The sequence below is a fragment of the Allobosea sp. genome, from assembly GCF_030695125.1.
Lineage (GTDB): Bacteria > Pseudomonadota > Alphaproteobacteria > Rhizobiales > Beijerinckiaceae > Allobosea.
The window spans coordinates 1-17,920 of sequence record NZ_JAUYTP010000013.1; the positions used below are offsets into that span (position 1 = coordinate 1).

18 protein-coding genes are annotated in these 17,920 nt (G+C 63.5%); 10 read left to right on the forward strand and 8 right to left on the reverse strand.

The window, feature by feature from the left end; all coding sequences use genetic code 11:
• Positions 1-496: 496 nt before the first annotated feature.
• The 7 genes from Q8S38_RS03295 to Q8S38_RS03325 all read right to left on the reverse strand — a co-directional run bounded on the left by Q8S38_RS03295 (position 497) and on the right by Q8S38_RS03325 (position 5,433).
• Positions 497-898 carry a copper-binding protein gene (locus Q8S38_RS03295; RefSeq protein WP_305679002.1) on the reverse strand — a complete coding sequence of 134 codons (402 nt, stop codon included), beginning with the start codon at positions 896-898 and terminating at the stop codon, positions 497-499.
• A gap of 250 nt (positions 899-1,148) precedes the next feature.
• Entirely contained in the window at positions 1,149-1,793 is a 645-nt protein-coding gene (locus Q8S38_RS03300) for a DUF1109 domain-containing protein (protein ID WP_305679003.1), read from the reverse strand.
• Positions 1,790-2,347, reverse strand: coding sequence for a sigma-70 family RNA polymerase sigma factor (locus Q8S38_RS03305; RefSeq protein WP_305679004.1), 558 nt, complete (start codon positions 2,345-2,347; stop codon positions 1,790-1,792). The genes Q8S38_RS03300 and Q8S38_RS03305 overlap by 4 nt, the downstream gene beginning before the upstream one ends.
• A 96-nt stretch (positions 2,348-2,443) precedes the next feature.
• Positions 2,444-2,977, reverse strand: a complete 534-nt coding sequence (locus Q8S38_RS03310; protein ID WP_068176686.1) for a TlpA family protein disulfide reductase — start codon at positions 2,975-2,977, stop codon at positions 2,444-2,446.
• A gap of 116 nt (positions 2,978-3,093) precedes the next feature.
• Complete coding sequence (locus Q8S38_RS03315; protein ID WP_305679005.1) at positions 3,094-3,531, reverse strand: DUF411 domain-containing protein; 438 nt, start codon at positions 3,529-3,531, stop codon at positions 3,094-3,096.
• Between the two features lie 28 nt (positions 3,532-3,559).
• The gene (locus Q8S38_RS03320; protein ID WP_305679006.1) at positions 3,560-4,972 is read right to left on the reverse strand and encodes a multicopper oxidase family protein; all 1,413 of its coding nucleotides are present in this window, start codon (positions 4,970-4,972) and stop codon (positions 3,560-3,562) included.
• Positions 4,973-5,115: 143 nt separating this feature from the next.
• On the reverse strand, positions 5,116-5,433 hold the full coding sequence (locus Q8S38_RS03325) for a hypothetical protein (protein ID WP_305679007.1): 318 nt from the start codon (positions 5,431-5,433) through the stop codon (positions 5,116-5,118).
• Positions 5,434-5,718: 285 nt separating this feature from the next.
• Here Q8S38_RS03325 and Q8S38_RS03330 point away from each other — a divergent pair, with 285 nt between their 5' ends.
• From Q8S38_RS03330 to Q8S38_RS03375, 10 genes are all read left to right on the forward strand, one after another.
• The gene (locus Q8S38_RS03330; protein ID WP_305679008.1) at positions 5,719-5,976 is read left to right on the forward strand and encodes a hypothetical protein; all 258 of its coding nucleotides are present in this window, start codon (positions 5,719-5,721) and stop codon (positions 5,974-5,976) included.
• Positions 5,977-6,012: 36 nt separating this feature from the next.
• Positions 6,013-6,228 carry a hypothetical protein gene (locus Q8S38_RS03335; RefSeq protein WP_305679009.1) on the forward strand — a complete coding sequence of 72 codons (216 nt, stop codon included), beginning with the start codon at positions 6,013-6,015 and terminating at the stop codon, positions 6,226-6,228.
• 157 nt (positions 6,229-6,385) lie between these two features.
• Positions 6,386-8,800: a heavy metal translocating P-type ATPase gene (locus Q8S38_RS03340; protein WP_371125820.1), complete on the forward strand. Its 2,415-nt coding sequence runs from the start codon at positions 6,386-6,388 to the stop codon at positions 8,798-8,800.
• A 600-nt stretch (positions 8,801-9,400) separates the two neighbouring features.
• Complete coding sequence (locus Q8S38_RS03345) at positions 9,401-9,802, forward strand: FixH family protein (protein WP_305679010.1); 402 nt, start codon at positions 9,401-9,403, stop codon at positions 9,800-9,802.
• A gap of 60 nt (positions 9,803-9,862) precedes the next feature.
• Positions 9,863-11,053, forward strand: a complete 1,191-nt coding sequence (locus tag Q8S38_RS03350) for a TolC family protein (RefSeq protein WP_305679025.1) — start codon at positions 9,863-9,865, stop codon at positions 11,051-11,053.
• Positions 11,050-12,516, forward strand: coding sequence for an efflux RND transporter periplasmic adaptor subunit (locus Q8S38_RS03355; RefSeq protein ID WP_305679011.1), 1,467 nt, complete (start codon positions 11,050-11,052; stop codon positions 12,514-12,516). Before Q8S38_RS03350 ends, Q8S38_RS03355 begins: the two co-directional genes overlap by 4 nt.
• The gene (locus Q8S38_RS03360; protein WP_305679012.1) at positions 12,513-15,698 is read left to right on the forward strand and encodes an efflux RND transporter permease subunit; all 3,186 of its coding nucleotides are present in this window, start codon (positions 12,513-12,515) and stop codon (positions 15,696-15,698) included. The genes Q8S38_RS03355 and Q8S38_RS03360 overlap by 4 nt, the downstream gene beginning before the upstream one ends.
• 71 nt (positions 15,699-15,769) lie before the next feature.
• Positions 15,770-16,135, forward strand: coding sequence for a copper-binding protein (locus tag Q8S38_RS03365; RefSeq protein WP_305679013.1), 366 nt, complete (start codon positions 15,770-15,772; stop codon positions 16,133-16,135).
• Positions 16,136-16,310: 175 nt separating this feature from the next.
• Positions 16,311-16,451, forward strand: a complete 141-nt coding sequence (locus tag Q8S38_RS03370; RefSeq protein WP_305679026.1) for a hypothetical protein — start codon at positions 16,311-16,313, stop codon at positions 16,449-16,451.
• A gap of 67 nt (positions 16,452-16,518) precedes the next feature.
• The gene (locus tag Q8S38_RS03375) at positions 16,519-17,064 is read left to right on the forward strand and encodes a hypothetical protein (protein WP_305679014.1); all 546 of its coding nucleotides are present in this window, start codon (positions 16,519-16,521) and stop codon (positions 17,062-17,064) included.
• Positions 17,065-17,566: 502 nt separating this feature from the next.
• Here Q8S38_RS03375 and Q8S38_RS03380 read toward each other — a convergent pair.
• Positions 17,567-17,890, reverse strand: coding sequence for a heavy-metal-associated domain-containing protein (locus tag Q8S38_RS03380; protein WP_305679015.1), 324 nt, complete (start codon positions 17,888-17,890; stop codon positions 17,567-17,569).
• Positions 17,891-17,920: the final 30 nt, after the last annotated feature.

The following is a 17,920-nucleotide window of genomic DNA, read 5'->3' on the forward strand; positions in this document are numbered from 1 at the left end:
ATAACCGGAGGCTGATCAGAAACGAACGCGACGATATGCAAAGGGCCCCGATCGGGGCCCTTTGCATATCGTCCTCCGGCGCCGCCACTGGCCTGCTTTTACTCCGCCCCGATGGCCTGGAATCCGACCGCCGTTGACAGACATGCCTGCGCCTGGGGACTCGATGCTTGCATTCATGACATTCTCCTCAAACCCGGCCAGCTCGCGGTCCGTCCAACAGAGGGCCGAAGTGAAGCTGCTCGTGCGCTTCTGATCATGAGTTCGGGTCGATCGCTCGCAGCGTTACAATTTTTCGCTCCGAGAGCGCCATTTTCCCCGGGGCCGTTCACCGCCGCAGTGAACCTCTCGAATTCGCCTGCGTGCAGTCAGCGATCGAAGGCTCTTTTGGTGACCGTGTCAGGACAGCCACCGCACACCCTCCCTGTCAGATTGATGGCAGTATGGAGACCCGCGAAGACTGAGGACGGGCCACTAGGGAGCCCGCCCATAAGTCCAACTACTGTACGCTGAGCGCGTCGACGGTGTAGGTGTCGTTCGCGCCCTTGCTGAGGGTAAAGTTGACCTTGCTACCAGGCTTGACCTTGGCGAGGTCGACCGACGGGGCGGCGGTCATTTCCATCGACATCGACGGCCAGCCGAACGCCGCGATGGGCTCATGCTTCAATTTGATCTTTCGATTCTGGGCGTCGATGGCCTCGACCGTGCCGACGGCCGACGCGCTGGTCGCCCCAGCAGGCTTGGCGCCGCCCTTGTCTGGCATGCCCTTCATCGTGTCCATGCCGTGACTTCCTTGGGCGAATGCCGGGCCAACGATGAGCGGACCGGAAGCGAGAGCGACAAACAGGGCCGCATTGAGGGAGAGTCGGCGCAAACGCGCTAATTTAGGGCTGTCGATCACTGTTGTTCTCCTGCGCAATTCCGAAAATGGCCACTACGTGATGCAGGGGCCATTGGTGAGTTCGGAACTGCTTCTGGAGCGGTTACATGTACGCGAGCAGATAATTTCGCTCGCGCAGGAATGGCGGCCCTACACGAGTCGGGCGCCTTTCAGACCTCTGTCGAACTCAAACGAGTCCGTTGCCCAGTGGCGGCGCGACGATCGCGTGGGCGCGCGGCTTCGATTCACAAAGTGGCACGCCCCGCATTGTTCACCAGCGCAGCAGCCGCGGCCCAAGCAAAGCGCCGGCGAGCGTGCAAAAGGCAATCGTTCCACCATACCAGATGGCCACGAAGGGGAGCGAGTCGTCCATGCAGTGCAGGGCATAACCCATCGCGCTCACGCCACCGGCGACAAGACCGACAAAGGCGCCGGTTCGGGTGAGATCGGTTGGGGTGGCGAACCGGCGCACGGACCAGACAATCACAGCGAAGGGTAAGAGGGCGATGATCGGGATCGACAACAGGCATTCGAGCCACATCTCGCCGACGACCATCGTCCTCCAATGAGAGCTCGGGGCATTGCCGAGACTCAAAGCCGCGAGGACAGCGATGATGCCAAACGGCGCCAAGACCAGGAGAGAATGCGTCTTCTGCTCTCCGCCGGGCCGGACAACCTTCATGAGATAAAGCGAAGCGACGCCGACGACGCTGACGGCGAAAGCGACTTTCAACAACAAGAAGCCCAGCGCATCGGCGCTCTTCAAGTCCGGGCGAACACCGAGGACGAGCAGCGCCGCAACGAGCGCGACAAGGGCTCCGGCGGCCAGCGCGATGCGGAGCTTGCGGGCAAACCGCCGACCGTCGACCGGCTCGACATTCATATTCAGCATGTCGATCAGTTGTTCGGTCTTCATGTTCTCTGTCCTCGAGAGATCGCCGCCGCCATGGCATTCAGGCCCCGGTGCACGCTGACCTTGATGGCTGACTCCGACATGCCGCAACGCGTAGCGGCCTCGCTCACGCTCAAGCCGTCGAGCTTCACGTACTGGATCGCCCGCCGCATCTTGTCCGGAAGCGCCGCCAGCATCCGATTGAGGTCGAGCGCGCTTTCAGTGGCGGTGTGATCATCTTGCGCCATGACCTCGCTTGCTTCCTCCAGCGGCACATCCGTCATCGATGATTTCGTCTTGCGCAGGTGGTCGATCAGCTTGTAACGCGCGATGGCATGCACCCATGGCGTGAAGAGCTGCTCGGGGTCATAGGAATCGCGGCGCGTGTGTATTGCCATCAGCGCGTCCTGCATCAGCTCCTCCGCCTCCTCAGCACTGCGCCCAATACGCTCCAACTTGTTCTTGTAATAGGCCCGCAAATGCCGGCTCAGCCGCTCGAGCAGCACCCGATGCGCCTTCGCCTCGCCATCGAGGCTCGCCATCATCAGCGCCCGCAACTCGACTTCACGCGACGACATCTGCGCTCATCCATGAGTTCGCGGATTTTGGCCGTCCGGTTACATTCCTGCTGGGCTTCGAGCAAGGGTCACCGTTGCGAGTCGCAAACTGGCTCCTCATGGTTGGCGTCGCTGTGCAGATAGGCCGATGCGCGCCCGCAGAAACGCGACCATCTCGGGCGCATCCCATTCCGCTGGGCCAATCAGCCGACCCAGCTCGCGCCCCTCCCTATCGATCAGGAGCGTGGTGGGCAAGCCTGTTACCTTGAGATCCCGCAAGGCCTTTCCAGACGCATCAAGGTAGATCGCGATCTCCTTCACGCCGGTCTCGCGGTAGAACCGGCGCACGGGTTCGACTCCGGCGCGATCGAGGGACAGCGCGACCACCTCGAAATCCGGGCCGCCGAGCGCCGCTTGCAGGCGGTCAAGCGCCGGCATCTCCTTGCGGCATGGCGCGCACCAGGTCGCCCACAGGTTCAGCAGCACAGCCTGGCCCCTGAAGTCGGCGAGGGTGCGCGTGCGGGCTTCGCCGTCGACGAAGGCGATCTCGGGCACAGGCCGCGCCTCGTCATGCAGGGCGAAGTTGGCGGGTCGTTCGGTCGCAGCGAGTGGCGCTGCCGCGAGCAAGAGGGCAAGCACAAGCGACCTCATGGCCCCCTCCTGAACAGGCCCCTGCCCAATGCAAGGATCGTGAGGACCAGGAGGAGCCCGGTCAGCCCGATACCCCAGATCATGCCGGCGCTCATCATGTCGTGCATCATCCGCCCTCACTCAACCGCGTAGATCTTGGGCTTCGCGTCGCCCGAAATCTCGAACATCGTGAAAGGTTCGCGCTTTTTACCCGTCATGCCGGGGGAGCCGGCCGGCATGCCCGGCAGCGAGACGCCCTTGATGGCCGGGCGCTCCGTAAGCAGCTTGTTCAGGGTCGTGACCGGCACGTGCCCTTCGACGACGTAGTTGTCGATGACCGTGGTGTGGCAGCCCTCGAGGTCACCGGATATGCCGTGCTGCTTCTTGATCAAGGGCAGGTCGTGCGTCGCCACGACCTTCACCTCGAACCCGTTCTCGCGCAGGTATTTAGCGTACTCCTCGCAGCAGCTGCACTGCGGGTTCTTAAAGAGCGTAGCTTGCTTTGCTGTCTGGGCCAGCACGGGGCCAGCCAGCATCAGGCCGAGGGCGACGACGGCGGTGTTGAGCATGCGCATGGAGTTCTCCTCTGGTTTGTCTGTCTGGTTAGGCGACACGGATTGTTCCCATCATTCCCCCAGCCTGATGCTCCAAGACGTGGCAGTGGAACATCCAGTCGCCAGGATTGTCGGCGACGAACGCGATCTCGACCGTCTCGCGGGGGCGGACGAGCACGGTGTCCTGCCATTCGCGATTGCGCGTCGGCAGGCCGTTGCGGCTCAGCACGCGAAAGGTGTGGCCATGGAGGTGCATCGGGTGCCACCAGGCCGTTTCATTCGTGAGCGCGAGGATGTTGGTGCTGCCGCGCTCGAGGGTTGCCATGGGCTCATGGACATGGCCCGTGGCGGCGACGCCGTTGATCGCCCAAGCGAGGCCGTGCCGCATCATGGTGCGGGCGTCCATCACCTCCCCATGAACCAGGGCCCCCGCCATTATCCCCATCATCCCACCCCCGAGGACCACATCGTGACGACGGGCCAAAGCCAGGTTTGGCTCCGGTACGGGGTTGGCGGGTAGCACCGGGATCGACGTTGTCCGTACGCTTTCCCGCGACTCGTCGGCATAGCTCAGGTCGAGCAGCCGGTATTCGAGGCCCTTGTAGAAGGCGTCGACAACCTTGAACCGGCTGCCTGGCTTGCCGGTCATGTCGATCACGACGTCGAGGCGCATCGCCGGCCCGAGCAAGACGTAGCCATCCTCCGGCTCGTGCGGCGCGACCGGGTGCCCGTCGAGCGCCACGATGCGTGGCGCGTGCCCTTCGAAGATGAGCCCGAAGACCCGGGCATTGGCGGCATTGACGAGCCGCAGCCGGATCCGCTCGCCGGCGCGGACCTCGAAGCTGTCCATTACAACCCCGTTGACCGTAACCGTGTTGCCGATCCGGCCGGCGTGGCTGACATCGTGCATGGCGCCGAAATCGTCGCTGATCGAGGCGTCCTTCAACAGTCGCCAGTCACCCAGCATCCAAGTGACGTCGCGATCGACCGGATAGGGCTCGCGCTCTTCGACAATGAACGGGCCATAAAGACCCCGCCCGACCTGGGCATGGCTCCTTTGGTGCGGGTGGTACCAGAACGTACCCGCGTCCTCGCAGGCAAACTCGTAGGCAAAGGTCTCGCCCACTCCTATCGGCGCCTGTGTGAGATGCGGGACGCCATCCATGGCATTCGGGACGCGCACCCCGTGCCAATGCACGGTGGTTTCTTCGGGCAGCCGGTTTTCGACGAGCAGACGCACGCGCTCGCCTTGCCGGACCCGAATCTCCGGGCCTGGCGTCTGGCCATTATAGGTCCAGACCGAAGTTTCCGGATGAGCGGCGCCGACGAGCGAACTCTGGCCCGGCGCGGCGACAAGGCGGAACTCCCTGATGGCAGGTGCAAGCGCATCGGCCTGGCGCGGCAGGGCAGTCGCCGAGACAACGCCCGCGCTGCCGGCAATGAATGACCGACGGCTGAGCATGGGCCGTGAAAATCGTGACATTGTCGTAGTCCTGAATAGCGGCGGGGGTCGGACGGCTTCGCATTGCGAAGACCTCCGGCGCGCAGTCGCGCCATGGCCTTGAGCCGGATGCGCGAGTTCAGGCGCATCCGCGGACGGCGCGCCTAAATCAGAACGATGGATTTCGGCGGAAAGGGATCAGGTGGACGGCGAAGGTCCGCGCCTCGAACGATCATGGCTAAATAGCTGGGCGCCAGCGCCGCAGTCTCAATGGCTCCCGCAACCTGAAAGTCCGCCATTACGGCCGCGCACATGGCGGCGCAGGAAGCAGCGCTCATGCCGTCCAGATCGCAGCCGTCACAGCCATCTGGCATCGCCATGGACATCGCGCCCGCGGCCATGGCTGCCCGCATCTGCGAAGCTTGAACGCCCTGAAGCGCCAGTCCCATGATGAGACTAAAAGCCAAAGCAAACGCGCTCAATCGTCGGGCGGACATCCTCAGCATGACAAAGAGCTAACATGCCGGCGGGGCGGCGCAAACGTCCTGTGACCAAAATGTGATCCGGGTCGAGGAGAGTCCAGCTCATCATCGCACGCCATCTCCATGATGGCTTGAATGGCGGCAAAACGCGCGATGACGATGCTCCAACCGCGAGAGCGCCATAACTCCTGGTCTACTCACCTTATTTGAAGCACCTGTAACCAACGCCGAGTTGGCCCCGAACTCTCCAGCAAGAGACAACTGCGTCTCCGTGGAGAAAGTTCGATGAAACTCATTGTGACCGCTGCCCTCTTCGTGGCGCTGAGCGGATATGCCCAAGCAACCGACCGTGGCCCGCGCCAGGGAGACGGAGCCCACAAGGGTCACTCAGCTCAGACGGGCCATTCGAAATCCAAGAACCTCGTCGCGCGGGCCGCCAAATCGGATGTGCCGTCCGTTAAGCCCGATCAGGCTATTGCCCCCAAGCCGGCCCCTCACCCCTTCACCAAGCCGTTCTCCAAGGGACCTCCGTCCTGGAAGTGATTTTGTCATCGCACGGCCAGAAACTGGAGGCACCAGATGACTTCGATCAGAGCAATCCCGACTCGTTATCATCATGATCGGTCCGATGAGTTGGCCATACGGAAACGCCTGGATGAGGCGGAGCAATGGATGTCGCGTCATACGGCTCAGGCCGCTCGCCCCATTTCGCGCACGATATCCTGGAAAAGCGTGTCATATATGGGCACCGGGCTGCTGATCCTGTTCTTCTTCGTAGCCGAGATGCTTCCGTGAGCGGCTGCGGCCTCAGGCAGCTGGCCGGCGGATTTCGAACCGTTTTGACCCAGACCAGTGGGCGTTGGTTGACTTGCCGGTTTTCCAAGCTGGGACCGTCGGACCGTTGTGTGCGTTGTCGCACTGTTCAACGCCCGAAGTGAACAAGGAGTTCGCCATGACTCATAGTCGGACAGAGCCACACGCCTGCGATAGCCAAAGTGCGTCCGGTCATGGGCCGCTGAATGATGCGTTCGACCCTGCCCTGAAGATGCATCCTGCGGGCCCTGCTGCCGAACACCACGTCAAGGACCCCGTCTGCGGCATGATGGTGGACCCGCATACTGCGCCGTTCCGGACGCAACTTGGCGGACATCCCTTTTATTTCTGCTCCGCGCGATGCCGAGACCAGTTCGAGCAGGACCCCGCGCGCTATTTCTCTTCGGCGACCGAGATGAAGACTGAGACCCTCGTGCTTGAGGGCGCGACCTACACCTGCCCGATGCACCCGCAGATCCGGCAAATCGGGCCTGGCTCCTGTCCGATCTGCGGCATGAGCCTCGAGCCCATCCTCGTCACGGCGGAAGCGGGGCAAAACCCCGAACTCGTCGACATGACCCGCCGGTTTTGGATCGGCACGGCGCTGACGGCCCCCATCGTGATCCTTTCGATGGGCGGGGACCTCACCGGGTTGACCTCGCTCATCGGCCAACAAACTTCGAACTGGCTACAGCTCGCCTTCGCCACGCCCGTAGTGCTCTGGGCCGGCTGGCCCTTCTTCGTTCGGGGCTGGCAGTCGGTCGTCGTGCGCAGCCTCAACATGTTTACTTTGATTGCGCTCGGCGTCGGGGCCGCATGGGCCTACAGCGCCGTGGCAACCGTCGCGCCCGGTATCTTTCCGATCGCCTTGCGCGGCGCCGATGGCGGCATCCCAGCCTACTTCGAGGCCGCCGCCGTGATCACCGTCCTCGTTCTCCTTGGCCAGGTTCTGGAACTGCGGGCGCGCGAGCAGACGTCCGGCGCCATCCGAGCGCTGCTCGATCTCGCGCCCAAGACGGCGCGGCGCATCCGCGAAGACGGAACCGACGAGGAGATCGCGCTCGACTCGGTCGGCGCGGGCGATCGACTCAGGGTTCGCCCGGGGGAAAAAGTGCCGGTCGATGGCGAGGTTCTGGAAGGGCGGTGTGCCATCGACGAATCCCTTGTGACGGGCGAGTCGATGCCGGTCACCAAGGAGCCCGGCGCCAAGGTGATCGCGGGCACCCTGAACCAGACCGGCAGCTTCATCATGCGCGCCGAGAAGGTCGGGGCCGACACGATGCTTGCCCGCATCGTCCAGATGGTGGCCGAAGCGCAGCGCTCGCGCGCCCCGATCCAGAGACTGGCCGACGAGGTGGCGGGCTGGTTCGTGCCCGCGGTCATCTTGATTGCCGCCGTCGCCTTCCTGGCCTGGTTCGTCTTCGGCCCTGAGCCGCGCCTGTCGTTTGCCTTGATCGCCGCGGTCGCAGTCCTGATCATCGCCTGCCCCTGCGCGCTTGGTCTCGCGACCCCGATGTCCATCATGGTCGGGGTCGGGCGCGGCGCCCAACTCGGCGTTCTCATCAAGAACGCCGAGGCGTTGGAGCGCATGGAGAAAGTCGACACGCTCGTCATCGACAAGACTGGCACCCTGACTGAGGGAAAGCCCGCAGTGACGGCGATCGTTCCGGCGGCGGGCTTCGACGAAGAGGAGATCTTGCGCTTCGCGGCAAGCGTTGAACGAGCAAGCGAGCATCCGCTGGCGACAGCCATCGTCGCTGCGGCAACCGAGCGCGGCTTGACACTGGCGGATCCTGCCGATTTCGACTCGCCGACCGGCAAAGGTGCACTGGGCAAGGTTGAAAACCGGTCGGTAGTGATCGGCAACGCCAAGTTCTTGACCGAGCAGGGGGTGGATGTTGCGACACTGTCCCAAGCGGCAGATGACCTGAGGCGCGAAGGCGCAACTGCGATATTCGTCGGCATCGACGGTCGCGCGGCTGGCGCCATAGCGATTGCCGACCCGGTCAAGGCGTCGACCCCTGAAGCGCTGGCGGCCCTCAAGGTCGAAGGGATTCGCGTGATCATGCTCACCGGCGACAACCGGACGACCGCCGAAGCCGTCGCGCGCCGACTGGGTATTGCGGACGTAGAGGCCGAGGTGCTTCCGGAAGAGAAGAGCGCCGTCGTCAATCGCTACAAGGCCGCTGGCCGCGTGGTCGCCATGGCAGGAGACGGGGTCAATGACGCCCCAGCGCTCGCCGCCGCGGATGTCGGGATCGCCATGGGCACAGGCACCGACGTCGCTATCGAAAGCGCCGGCATAACGCTGCTCAAGGGCGACCTCACCGGCATTGTCCGGGCGCGTCGCTTGTCGCAGGCGACGATGCGCAATATCCGCCAAAACCTGTTTTGGGCCTTCATCTACAATGCGCTTGGAGTTCCTGTCGCGGCGGGCGTGCTCTTCCCGATTTTTGGAATCCTGCTTTCGCCGATCATCGCTGCTGCGGCGATGGCGCTATCCTCGGTCAGTGTCATCGCCAACGCTCTCCGGCTGCGCCTGGTGCGGATCTGAGCCGCGCTATGGTTCCGATGCCTTGTGCCTGCAGTGGCCAGACCGCGCGTACCAAGACCGCGTCAGGGGTCACTTTCGCGTCATAACCTAGCCCAAGCTCTTGTCCCGACTAACCCACTGTGTGAGTGTTGAAAAATGCCGTTTTCGGGTTTCGTTCGTGTCTTGCTCCGAGCTGCGATTATCGCCGGCTTGATCGTGGGCGGCTGGACCCCGGCTGCAATGGCAACCTCGCGTGTTTCTGATTGCGCCACGATGGCTCAGTCGGAAACGGCGGCGGATCAAAGCGGCAGCGCCGACACCCGTGCTACTTGTCCCTTCGCGGCATTTTGTGCAGTTGCGAGCGTCTTCGTCGCTCCTCAGGCTGTGACGGCGGATACCATCACTTACGAAGCTGCCGAGCTTGCCGATAGGTCTGATGACCGTGCCCGGCCCGAATTCGAGCCGAGCCCGCCTGCTCGACCTCCCCGCTTCTGATTCCATGACCGGCTGACAGGATGCAGACCGTCCGGCTCGTTCCGGGTGCTGCGCTGTCGTCGGCTTGCATCGCAATCCGCCTGCCCTCGAACGGCGCGGACTCATGGAATTTGGAGATCAGTTGACATGTTCAAGACGCTTTTATGTGCCCGCCCGGCGGCGCTGGTCGTGCTCGCCCTGAGCATGGGCACGACCGCAGCTCATGCCGACATCAAGGACTACGACTTCCAGCTCGTCGAGAAGGAGACGAAAAAAGGCGAGGGCATCGTCGCCGTCCGCCTGATCCGCAAATCCGACGGCAAGCCAGTCCCTGACGCCGTGATCTTTGCGACGCGGCTCGACATGGAGCCCGATGGCATGGAGACGATGAAGACCTCGATCGAGCCGATGCCGAGCACGGAGCCGGGCGTCTATCGCTTCAAGGTCAACCTGATCATGGAGGGTGGCTGGCGCCTTTCGCTCGGCGCCAAAGTCCAGGGCGAAGCCGATTCGCTTGAAAGCCGCCTCGTTCTCAAGGCGCTGCCATGAACCGCGCGGGCCGGGTCATCCGGCTCGCGATGCTCGGAGACAGCCACGGTTCTGCCGTGGCTGTCTCCGGCCGTCGCGGGCAAGGCTTCACCTCCCGGTGCGACCTCCGACAGCGTCGTCGCGCTGGCGCGGCGGCTCAGTCCGGAACTCGTCGCGGCGGCTTATGACGCCGAGGCGGCGCGCCAGGCCATCGGCGCTGCTGGTGCGCAGCCCGACCCGTTCGTCAAGTTCGAGGCCTGGGGTGTCAATGCGCAACGCGGCGTCGGCGAACGCCGGGTCGGCGTGCAGCAGGAGCTGAAGCTCTGGGGCAAGACAGGCTTGGAGCGCGACATCGCGGCCGCCGAGGCCGATGTCGCCAGCCACAAGGCCCGCGCCACCACCGCCGATCTGATCGCACGGATCAGGACGGTCCACGCCGAATACAACGCTGCATACGCGGCGCTCGAACTCTCGCGAGAGCTCAAGCGCCGGGTCGACGAACTGCTCGGCCTGCTGCAGTCGCGCTATGGCGCGACTGCGGTTGATCAGCAGGACGTGATCAAGGGGCGCATCGAGGCTTCGACCGCCGACGTCGATGTCGTCCGGCGCGAGGGCGAACTCAGATCGGTCATGGCGCGTCTGAATGCGCTGGTCGGCCGGCCGCCGCTGACGCCTTTTGATCGACCCGCCGGCTTCCGGCGCCTCAAGCCGGGCCTGACGCTGGCCATCGTCCAGAGCCGCGCCCGCGGCGCCAACCCCGTGCTCGCCGCCAGCGCCAGCGAGGTCGGCGCGGCGAAAGGAACCAAGGCTCTGAAGGACCTGAACTACTATCCGAACGTGACACTGGGGGCGCTTTATGTGCAGCGACCGGGTGGCGGGGCCGATACCGGAGAGTTCCTGCTCGGCTTTAAGGTGCCGCTGCAATATGAGGCCAAGGACGCCGAACAGCGCGCCGCGACCAGCAGGCTCGGCGCTGCCCATGCCCGCAACGACGCCGTGCGGCTCAAGCTCGACGGCGACGTCGCCGCGATCTGGTTCGGCCTGGAAGCAGCCGGCAAGGCGATCCGAATCCATGAGACCCGGCAGTTGCCGCCGGCCCGCGAGTCCGTTGCGGTCTCGAAAAATGGGTTCGAGGCCGGCTCGACCGATCTCGCATTTGTGCTCGAAGCCGAGCGCCGGTTGCGCAACGTCGATCTCGAACTGCTGAAACTCAGGGTCGAAGAACAGACCCGCTACGCCGAGCTGGAACGCATGGCGGGAGGAACCCTATGAGAAACCTGTTTCGATTCCTGGTGCTGATCCTCGCGTTCGCTGGAGCCGCGGCGGCCGGCTTGGTTCTTGGCCGCTCCGATATGCCGCTGCCGTCCTGGCTGTCTGGCGCCATGGCGTCGGTCACGAAGGGCCGTGCCGCCGGCGCTGCGTCCGAGCCCGCGCCTGCCGGTCCGGTCATCTACTACCGTGATCCCGATGGGCTTGCGGCCTTCTCCGCGGTTCCGGCGAAAACCGCATCCGGTAAGGACTATCTGCCGGTGCGCGCTAGCCAGGACATCCAATTCGACAGGCCCGCCCAAGTGGCCGGTCAGTCGCCGGAGACGTCCGAACAAGCTGCCGCGGGACCCAAGCGGATCAAGTTCTATCGCAATCCGATGGGGCTGCCCGACACCTCGCCGACGCCGAAGAAGGATTCGATGGGGATGGACTATCTCCCTGTCTTCGACGGCGAGGAGGAAGACGGCAACACCGTCAAGGTTAGCGCCGGCAAGCTGCAGAAGGCCGGCGTGCGCTCCGAGCCGGTCGTGCTCGCTCCGCTTGGCATGCCGCTGCGCGCGCCGGGCACGATCCAGCTCGACGAGCGCCGCGTCTCGGTCGTGGCGCTGCGCTTCGAGGGCTTCGTCGAGGCGGTCGAGGACGTCACCACCGGCGGCGTCGTGCGCAAGGGCCAGCCGTTGATGAAGATCTACGGCCCCGCGCTGTCGAGCGCTGCAGCTGAGTACCTCTCGGTGCTCAATGGACGCGCCTCGGGCGGCGCGATCACGACCCAGGCGCTGACCGGCGCGCGACGGCGGCTCGAGAACCTCGCCGTGCCTGACTCTGCCATGAGTGCGATCGAACGGACGCGCGAGGTGCCCGCAGCCCTGACCTGGCCGGCCCCGCAGGACGGCGTCATTCTGGAGCGCATGGCGGTCAACGGCATGCGCGCGGCGCCCGGCGAGGTCCTGTTTCGGGTCGCGGACATCTCGTCCGTGTGGGCGCTGATCGATCTGGCCGAGCGCGATCTGTCGATGGTCTCGGTCGGCCAGAAGGTCACGGTCTCGCCGCGCGGCATGCGCGGCAAGAGCTTCTCCGGCAAGATCACGCTGGTCTATCCTCAGATCAACAAGGAGACCCGCACCGGACGTGTCCGGGTGGAGCTCGCCAATCCCGAGGGCGCGTTGATGCCCGACATGTATATCGAGGCGGAGATCGATACGGGCTCGGACAAGCCGGTGCTCAGCGTCGCCGACAGCGCCGTCATCGACAGCGGCGCCCGCCAGATCGTCCTTATCGACAAGGGCGAGGGCCGTTTCGAGCCACGCGAGGTCAAGCTCGGGCAGCGCGGCGCCGGTCGCGTCGAAATTATGGAGGGCGTCACAAAGGACGACAGCGTCGTGGTCTCGGCCAACTTCCTGATCGATGCCGAAAGCAACCTCAAGGCCGCGCTCCAGGGCCTCGACAGCGGAGAGAAGCAGCCATGATCGCCAAGCTCATCGCATGGTCGTCGCGCAACCTGATGCTGGTCTTCATCGGCACGGCCTTCGCCGTGGCGTCGGGCGCTTACGCCCTGAAGACCCTGCCGCTTGACGCAATTCCCGATCTCTCGGACACGCAGGTCATCGTCTACACCGAATACAAGGGCCAGGCGCCGCAGGTGATCGAGGACCAGGTCACCTATCCGCTGACCACCGCCATGCTGACGGTGCCGAAGTCGAAGGTGGTGCGCGGCTTCTCCTTCTTCGGCGTCTCCTTCGTCTACATCATCTTCGAGGACGGCACCGACATCTACTGGGCCCGCTCGCGCGTGCTCGAGTTCCTTAATGGCGCTGCCCGCAAGCTGCCGGCAGGCGTGACGCCGACGCTTGGACCCGACGCGACCGGCGTCGGCTGGGTCTACCAGTACGCCCTCCAGGCCAAGGACAAGTCGCTCGCCGATCTGCGCTCGCTGCAGGACTGGAACATCCGCTTCGGCATCGCCAAGGCTGAGGGCGTCGCCGAGGTCGCCAGCGTCGGCGGCTTCGTCAAGCAATATAATGTCGTGGTCGATCCCAATCGGCTGCGCTCGCTCGACATCCCGCTGTCCAAAGTGCGCGAGGTCATCCGCGGTAGCAACATGGACGTCGGCGGCCGCACCGTCGAACTCTCGGAATTCGAGTTCATGGTTCGCGGACGCGGTTACCTAAAGAGCGTCGCTGATCTCTCGAACGTCGTCCTCAAGGTCAACAACGGCACCCCGGTGCTCCTCAAGGACGTGGCGCGGATCGAACTCGGCCCCGACGAACGTCGTGGCATCACTGAACTCAACGGAGAAGGCGAGGTCGCCAGCGGCATCGCACTGCAGCGCTTCGGCCAAAATGCGCTGAGCGTGATCGAAAACGTCAAGGCCCGCCTCGGCGAAATCGCTGCCAGCCTGCCCAAGGGCCTCGAGATCATCCCTGTCTATGACCGCTCGAACCTGATCAACGATGCGATCGCGACGCTGAAGTCGACGCTGATCGAAGAGAGCATCATCGTTGCGCTGGTCTGCTTCGTCTTCCTGCTGCATGTGCGCAGCGCGCTGGTTGCAATCCTGATGCTGCCGGTCGGCATCCTGATGGCTTTCGGCATGATGAAGCTGCTCGGCCTCGGCTCCAACATCATGAGCCTGGGCGGGATCGCCATCGCGATCGGTGCGATGATCGACGCTGCCATCGTAATGATCGAGAACGCGCACAAGCATCTCGAACGCGCCCCACCTGGCAAGCCCCGTATCGAATCTCTGATTGAGGCGGCGAGCGAGGTCGGTCCGGCCCTGTTCTTCAGCCTCCTGATCATCACCGTCTCGTTCCTGCCGATCTTCACCATGGAGGCGCAGGAGGGGCGGCTGTTCAGCCCGCTCGCCTTTACCAAGACCTTCGCCATGGCGGCGGCCGCGATCCTCTCGGTGACGCTGGTGCCCGCCCTGATGGTCATCTTCGTGCGCGGAAAAATCGTTCCGGAGCACAAAAATCCGGTCAACCGCCTGCTGATCTGGCTTTATCGGCCGCTGATCAAGCTGGTGCTCCGGGCCAAGACCGTGACCATCCTGCTCGCCTTGGCGGCGCTCGCCGCCTCGATCTGGCCGGCGCGTCAGCTCGGCAGCGAGTTCATGCCCAGCCTCAACGAGGGCACGCTGATGTATATGCCGACAACCCTGCCGGGGCTGTCGGTGACCAAGGCGGCCGAGCTCCTCCAGGTCCAGAACCGGATCATCAAAACCTTCCCCGAGGTGACTTCGGTCTATGGCAAGGCCGGCCGCGCCGAGACGGCGACCGACCCGGCTCCCACCGAGATGTTCGAGACGGTGATCAACCTGAAACCCAAGAGCGAGTGGCGAGCCGGTCTGACAGTCGATGGCCTGATCGCCGAACTCGACAAGGCGCTACAGTTCCCCGGCGTCTCGAATGCCTGGACCATGCCGATCAAGGCGCGCACCGACATGCTGGCGACTGGCATTAGAACGCCGATCGGCATCAAGGTGCTGGGCACGGATCTGGTTGAGATGGAAAAGCTCGCCCGGCAGATCGAGACCGTGGTCAAGGCCGTGCCGGGCACGGCCAGCGCCTATGCCGAGCGCGTCATCGGCGGCTACTATCTCGATGTGACGCCCAATCGCGATGCGCTTGCTCGCTACGGCCTAATGATCAGCGACGTGCAGGATTCGGTGTCGACGGCGCTCGGTGGCGAGACCGTGACGACGACGGTCGAGGGCCGCGAGCGCTACGGCGTCAACATCCGCTATCCGCGCGACTATCGCAGCGATCCGCAATCAATCGCGCGCGAAGTTCTGGTCGGCATGCCCGGCGGCGGCACAGTACCGCTCGGCGAGGTCGCCTCCATCAAGCTGGTGCGCGGCCCGACATCGATTCGCACCGAGAACGGCCAGCTCGCTGTCTACATCTTCGTCGACATCCGCGACCGCGATCTCGGCGGCTATGTCGCCGACGCCAAGGCCGCGGTCGCAGCCAGCATCCAGTTCCCGCCGGGCTCTTATGTGACCTGGAGCGGCCAGTTCGAATATCTCGAGCGGGCCAAAGCCAAGCTCGCGGTGGTCGTGCCGGTGACGCTGCTGATCATCTTCCTGCTGCTCTACCTCAACTTCCGGCGCCTGACCGAGACGCTGATCGTGATGCTGTCGCTACCCTTCGCGCTCGTCGGCGGCTTGTGGCTGATGTGGTGGTTGGGCTTCAACCTTTCGGTCGCCGTGGTGGTCGGCTTCATCGCACTCGCCGGCGTCGCCGCCGAGACCGGCGTGATCATGCTGATCTATCTCGACCATGCGCTGGAGGAGGTGAAGGCCAAGTGCTCTCGCGATGGCCGCGCCTTCACCCGCGCCGATCTGCAGGAGGCGATCATGCTCGGCGCAGTCGAACGCGTCCGCCCCAAGATGATGACCGTCGTCGCCATCATGGGCGGCCTCATCCCGATCCTCTGGAGCACCGGCGCAGGCTCGGAGGTGATGCAGCGCATCGCCGTGCCGATGATCGGCGGCATGGTCTCTTCGACCGTGCTGACGCTGGTGGTGATCCCGGCAATCTACTCGCTGATCAAGGGCTATCGCTTGCCGAAGAAGTCGAGCGTCGGTGCGAGTGACGACGAATCTCTGGCACCCGACGCCCTTCATGGTACGCGAGCCATTGCTTGAGGCGCTCGGACATGGGACTGGCCGCGTGCTTGAAGCGCGGCCAGTCCTCTCTCTGGTAAGGAGGATATGCCATGCTCACGATGTCCAAGCCGATGTCACGTGCCGTCATCCGTGGCGCGGCCGCGATCATGCTCCTGCTGACGGTCGAAAGCTTGCCTGGCGTGGCAGCGCAGGAGCAGCTCGAACCAGAATCGCCGGCGGCGTTAGGGACGATCTATTCCATCGACATCAGTCGGCGCACGATCAACCTGAGTCACGAGCCGATGCCGGATATCAATTGGCCACCGATGTTGATGGAGTTTGAAGCCACCCCAGAGGTCGATCTGAACCAACTCACGCCGGGAGCCCGTGTCTATTTCTCTCTTGCGCCTGACAAGAACGGCCGCTGGATCATCAACGAAATCACCCCGATCCCAGAAGCAAGACGCATACGTTGAACGGCGCCGAAAACGAAAATCTGCGGGCTCGTCGGTTACCTGTCGACCTTGATTGTAACGGTCACGCAGCGCGCGGACGGCAGCGAACCGCAAACCGCTGCGAAATCAGCCGGCTGGACCTCCAGAAATTCTGCCGAAATCTGGATTGGCGGGGGCCAAGAATAGGAGACGACCAATGATGGATGGTATGGGAATGATGGCGGGGCACGGCCCGATGATGTGGGTGATGGGGAGCGTCGCCCTCCTCATCGTTGTCGTTCTGGTGCTTGGTTTGGCTGCCCTCGTGAAATACCTATTCTTTGGTCATCGACGATAGAACAGTATATCATCGGATCGCTCGGCAAGAGGCTGCGCGGCATCGTCGATGTTTTGGAGCTTTGTTCGTGGTTCTAAACGCAAGCGAGCCGCCGGACGGGGCGGAGTCGAACGTCAACCGCACCAAGGCCTGGCTGTCGGCTGTCCGGATTTATCTGGCGATCATCGCTGTGGGCAACTTGCTATGGGAAGCCGCTCATCTTCCGCTTTACACGATCTGGACTACCGGCTCAATGCGCGAGCAGACCTTTGCGGTCGTGCATTGTACCGGCGGAGACCTGCTTATTGCGACCAGCTCACTGGTAATGGCCCTGATCCTGGTCGGAGATTCGCAGTGGCCCGGTCGCCGCTTCTTCCATGTGGCAGGTCTTACGATGCTTCTGGGTGTCGGCTATACGATCTTCAGCGAGTGGCTGAATATCATCATCCGGCAGTCCTGGGCCTATTCCGATTTGATGCCTGTCGTGACGATCCTTGGCTTCAAGGTGGGTCTCTCGCCCGTCTTCCAATGGATTATCATCCCGTCCTTCGCGTTCTGGATGGCCGCCCGGTACAGCAGTGATATCGAGGTCTTGGCGGAAAGTTCGCGGCCAAAACGCTTCATTACTCAATAGCCCCGGTTCATCCGAATAGGCACTCGATGCATAATCAGCCAATAGATAGCCTGCATTGGAAGCCCGCTCGAGTATAGGCGCTGGATATCGGTCGAAATAAAATCGATTATTTCGCTAAGTCAAAGCTTCAGCCTCTAAATCGTCGAGTGCGAAACACGGTAGCTCCTCGCGATTTTCGGTTGTCGACTCCTCGCCGGCATCGTGGCACCGAACGGCCTCGTCGCGCTGATACGGGGTCAGCTTGAACCGCCCTCCTTCAATTGTCCTGGTTGTCCAGTGTCGAGACGCCTGTTGAGACGCTGAAGAGCAGTTGGCCCCCGGGCCCTAATGGCCTTAGTGATGTCGCGCTCGGCAGCTTGCGCAGGGACGGCGGCCGCGCCTGCAAGAGCAAGCGCGGCCAGAATGATGTTCTTCATGACAATCCCCTCTGTTGCGGGGCGACCGGGCTTGCCGTAGGTTAGACGATGACGACCTCCTGCCGCTTTCTACCCCACGATCTCGCTCAGGCTGCGACGGGCGCGGCGCTTGGCGTGTAGCCCGCGCCGATCACGATCGCCTTGATCGCGGCATAGTCTCCGAAGCCCGTCACGTTTACGCGTTTGGACGCCGGATCGGCGTCGACGGTAGTTCCAGGCAGGGTCGTCTCGATCGCCTTCTTGATCATGTCGGCGCAGTGCCCGCAGGTCATGTCTTCGACGCGGAAATTGAGTCCATCCGGCGATGGGGTCGCGAGGGTTTCGGATGCGGAATTGGAATGCTGCTGGCACGAGCACATGGCTGGAGCCTCCTGTTGAGTGCGGGTGAAAAGGAGGCTGCGGCTTTCCACAGTGGTAAGGTCAATACGCTTTTTGGCTTT

Excerpts from the sequence above, each read along its gene's own strand:
- Q8S38_RS03320 (WP_305679006.1), bottom strand. The coding sequence starts at position 4,972 with ATGCTCAGCCGTCGGTCATTCATTGCCGGCAGCGCGGGCGTTGTCTCG.
- Q8S38_RS03330 (WP_305679008.1), top strand. The coding sequence starts at position 5,719 with ATGAAACTCATTGTGACCGCTGCCCTCTTCGTGGCGCTGAGCGGATAT.
- Q8S38_RS03300 (WP_305679003.1), bottom strand. The coding sequence starts at position 1,793 with ATGAAGACCGAACAACTGATCGACATGCTGAATATGAATGTCGAGCCG.
- Q8S38_RS03370 (WP_305679026.1), top strand. The coding sequence starts at position 16,311 with ATGATGGATGGTATGGGAATGATGGCGGGGCACGGCCCGATGATGTGG.
- Q8S38_RS03335 (WP_305679009.1), top strand. The coding sequence starts at position 6,013 with ATGACTTCGATCAGAGCAATCCCGACTCGTTATCATCATGATCGGTCC.
- Q8S38_RS03355 (WP_305679011.1), top strand. The coding sequence starts at position 11,050 with ATGAGAAACCTGTTTCGATTCCTGGTGCTGATCCTCGCGTTCGCTGGA.
- Q8S38_RS03360 (WP_305679012.1), top strand. The coding sequence starts at position 12,513 with ATGATCGCCAAGCTCATCGCATGGTCGTCGCGCAACCTGATGCTGGTC.
- Q8S38_RS03345 (WP_305679010.1), top strand. The coding sequence starts at position 9,401 with ATGTTCAAGACGCTTTTATGTGCCCGCCCGGCGGCGCTGGTCGTGCTC.
- Q8S38_RS03340 (WP_371125820.1), top strand. The coding sequence starts at position 6,386 with ATGACTCATAGTCGGACAGAGCCACACGCCTGCGATAGCCAAAGTGCG.
- Q8S38_RS03310 (WP_068176686.1), bottom strand. The coding sequence starts at position 2,977 with ATGAGGTCGCTTGTGCTTGCCCTCTTGCTCGCGGCAGCGCCACTCGCT.
- Q8S38_RS03315 (WP_305679005.1), bottom strand. The coding sequence starts at position 3,531 with ATGCGCATGCTCAACACCGCCGTCGTCGCCCTCGGCCTGATGCTGGCT.
- Q8S38_RS03365 (WP_305679013.1), top strand. The coding sequence starts at position 15,770 with ATGCTCACGATGTCCAAGCCGATGTCACGTGCCGTCATCCGTGGCGCG.
- Q8S38_RS03305 (WP_305679004.1), bottom strand. The coding sequence starts at position 2,347 with ATGTCGTCGCGTGAAGTCGAGTTGCGGGCGCTGATGATGGCGAGCCTC.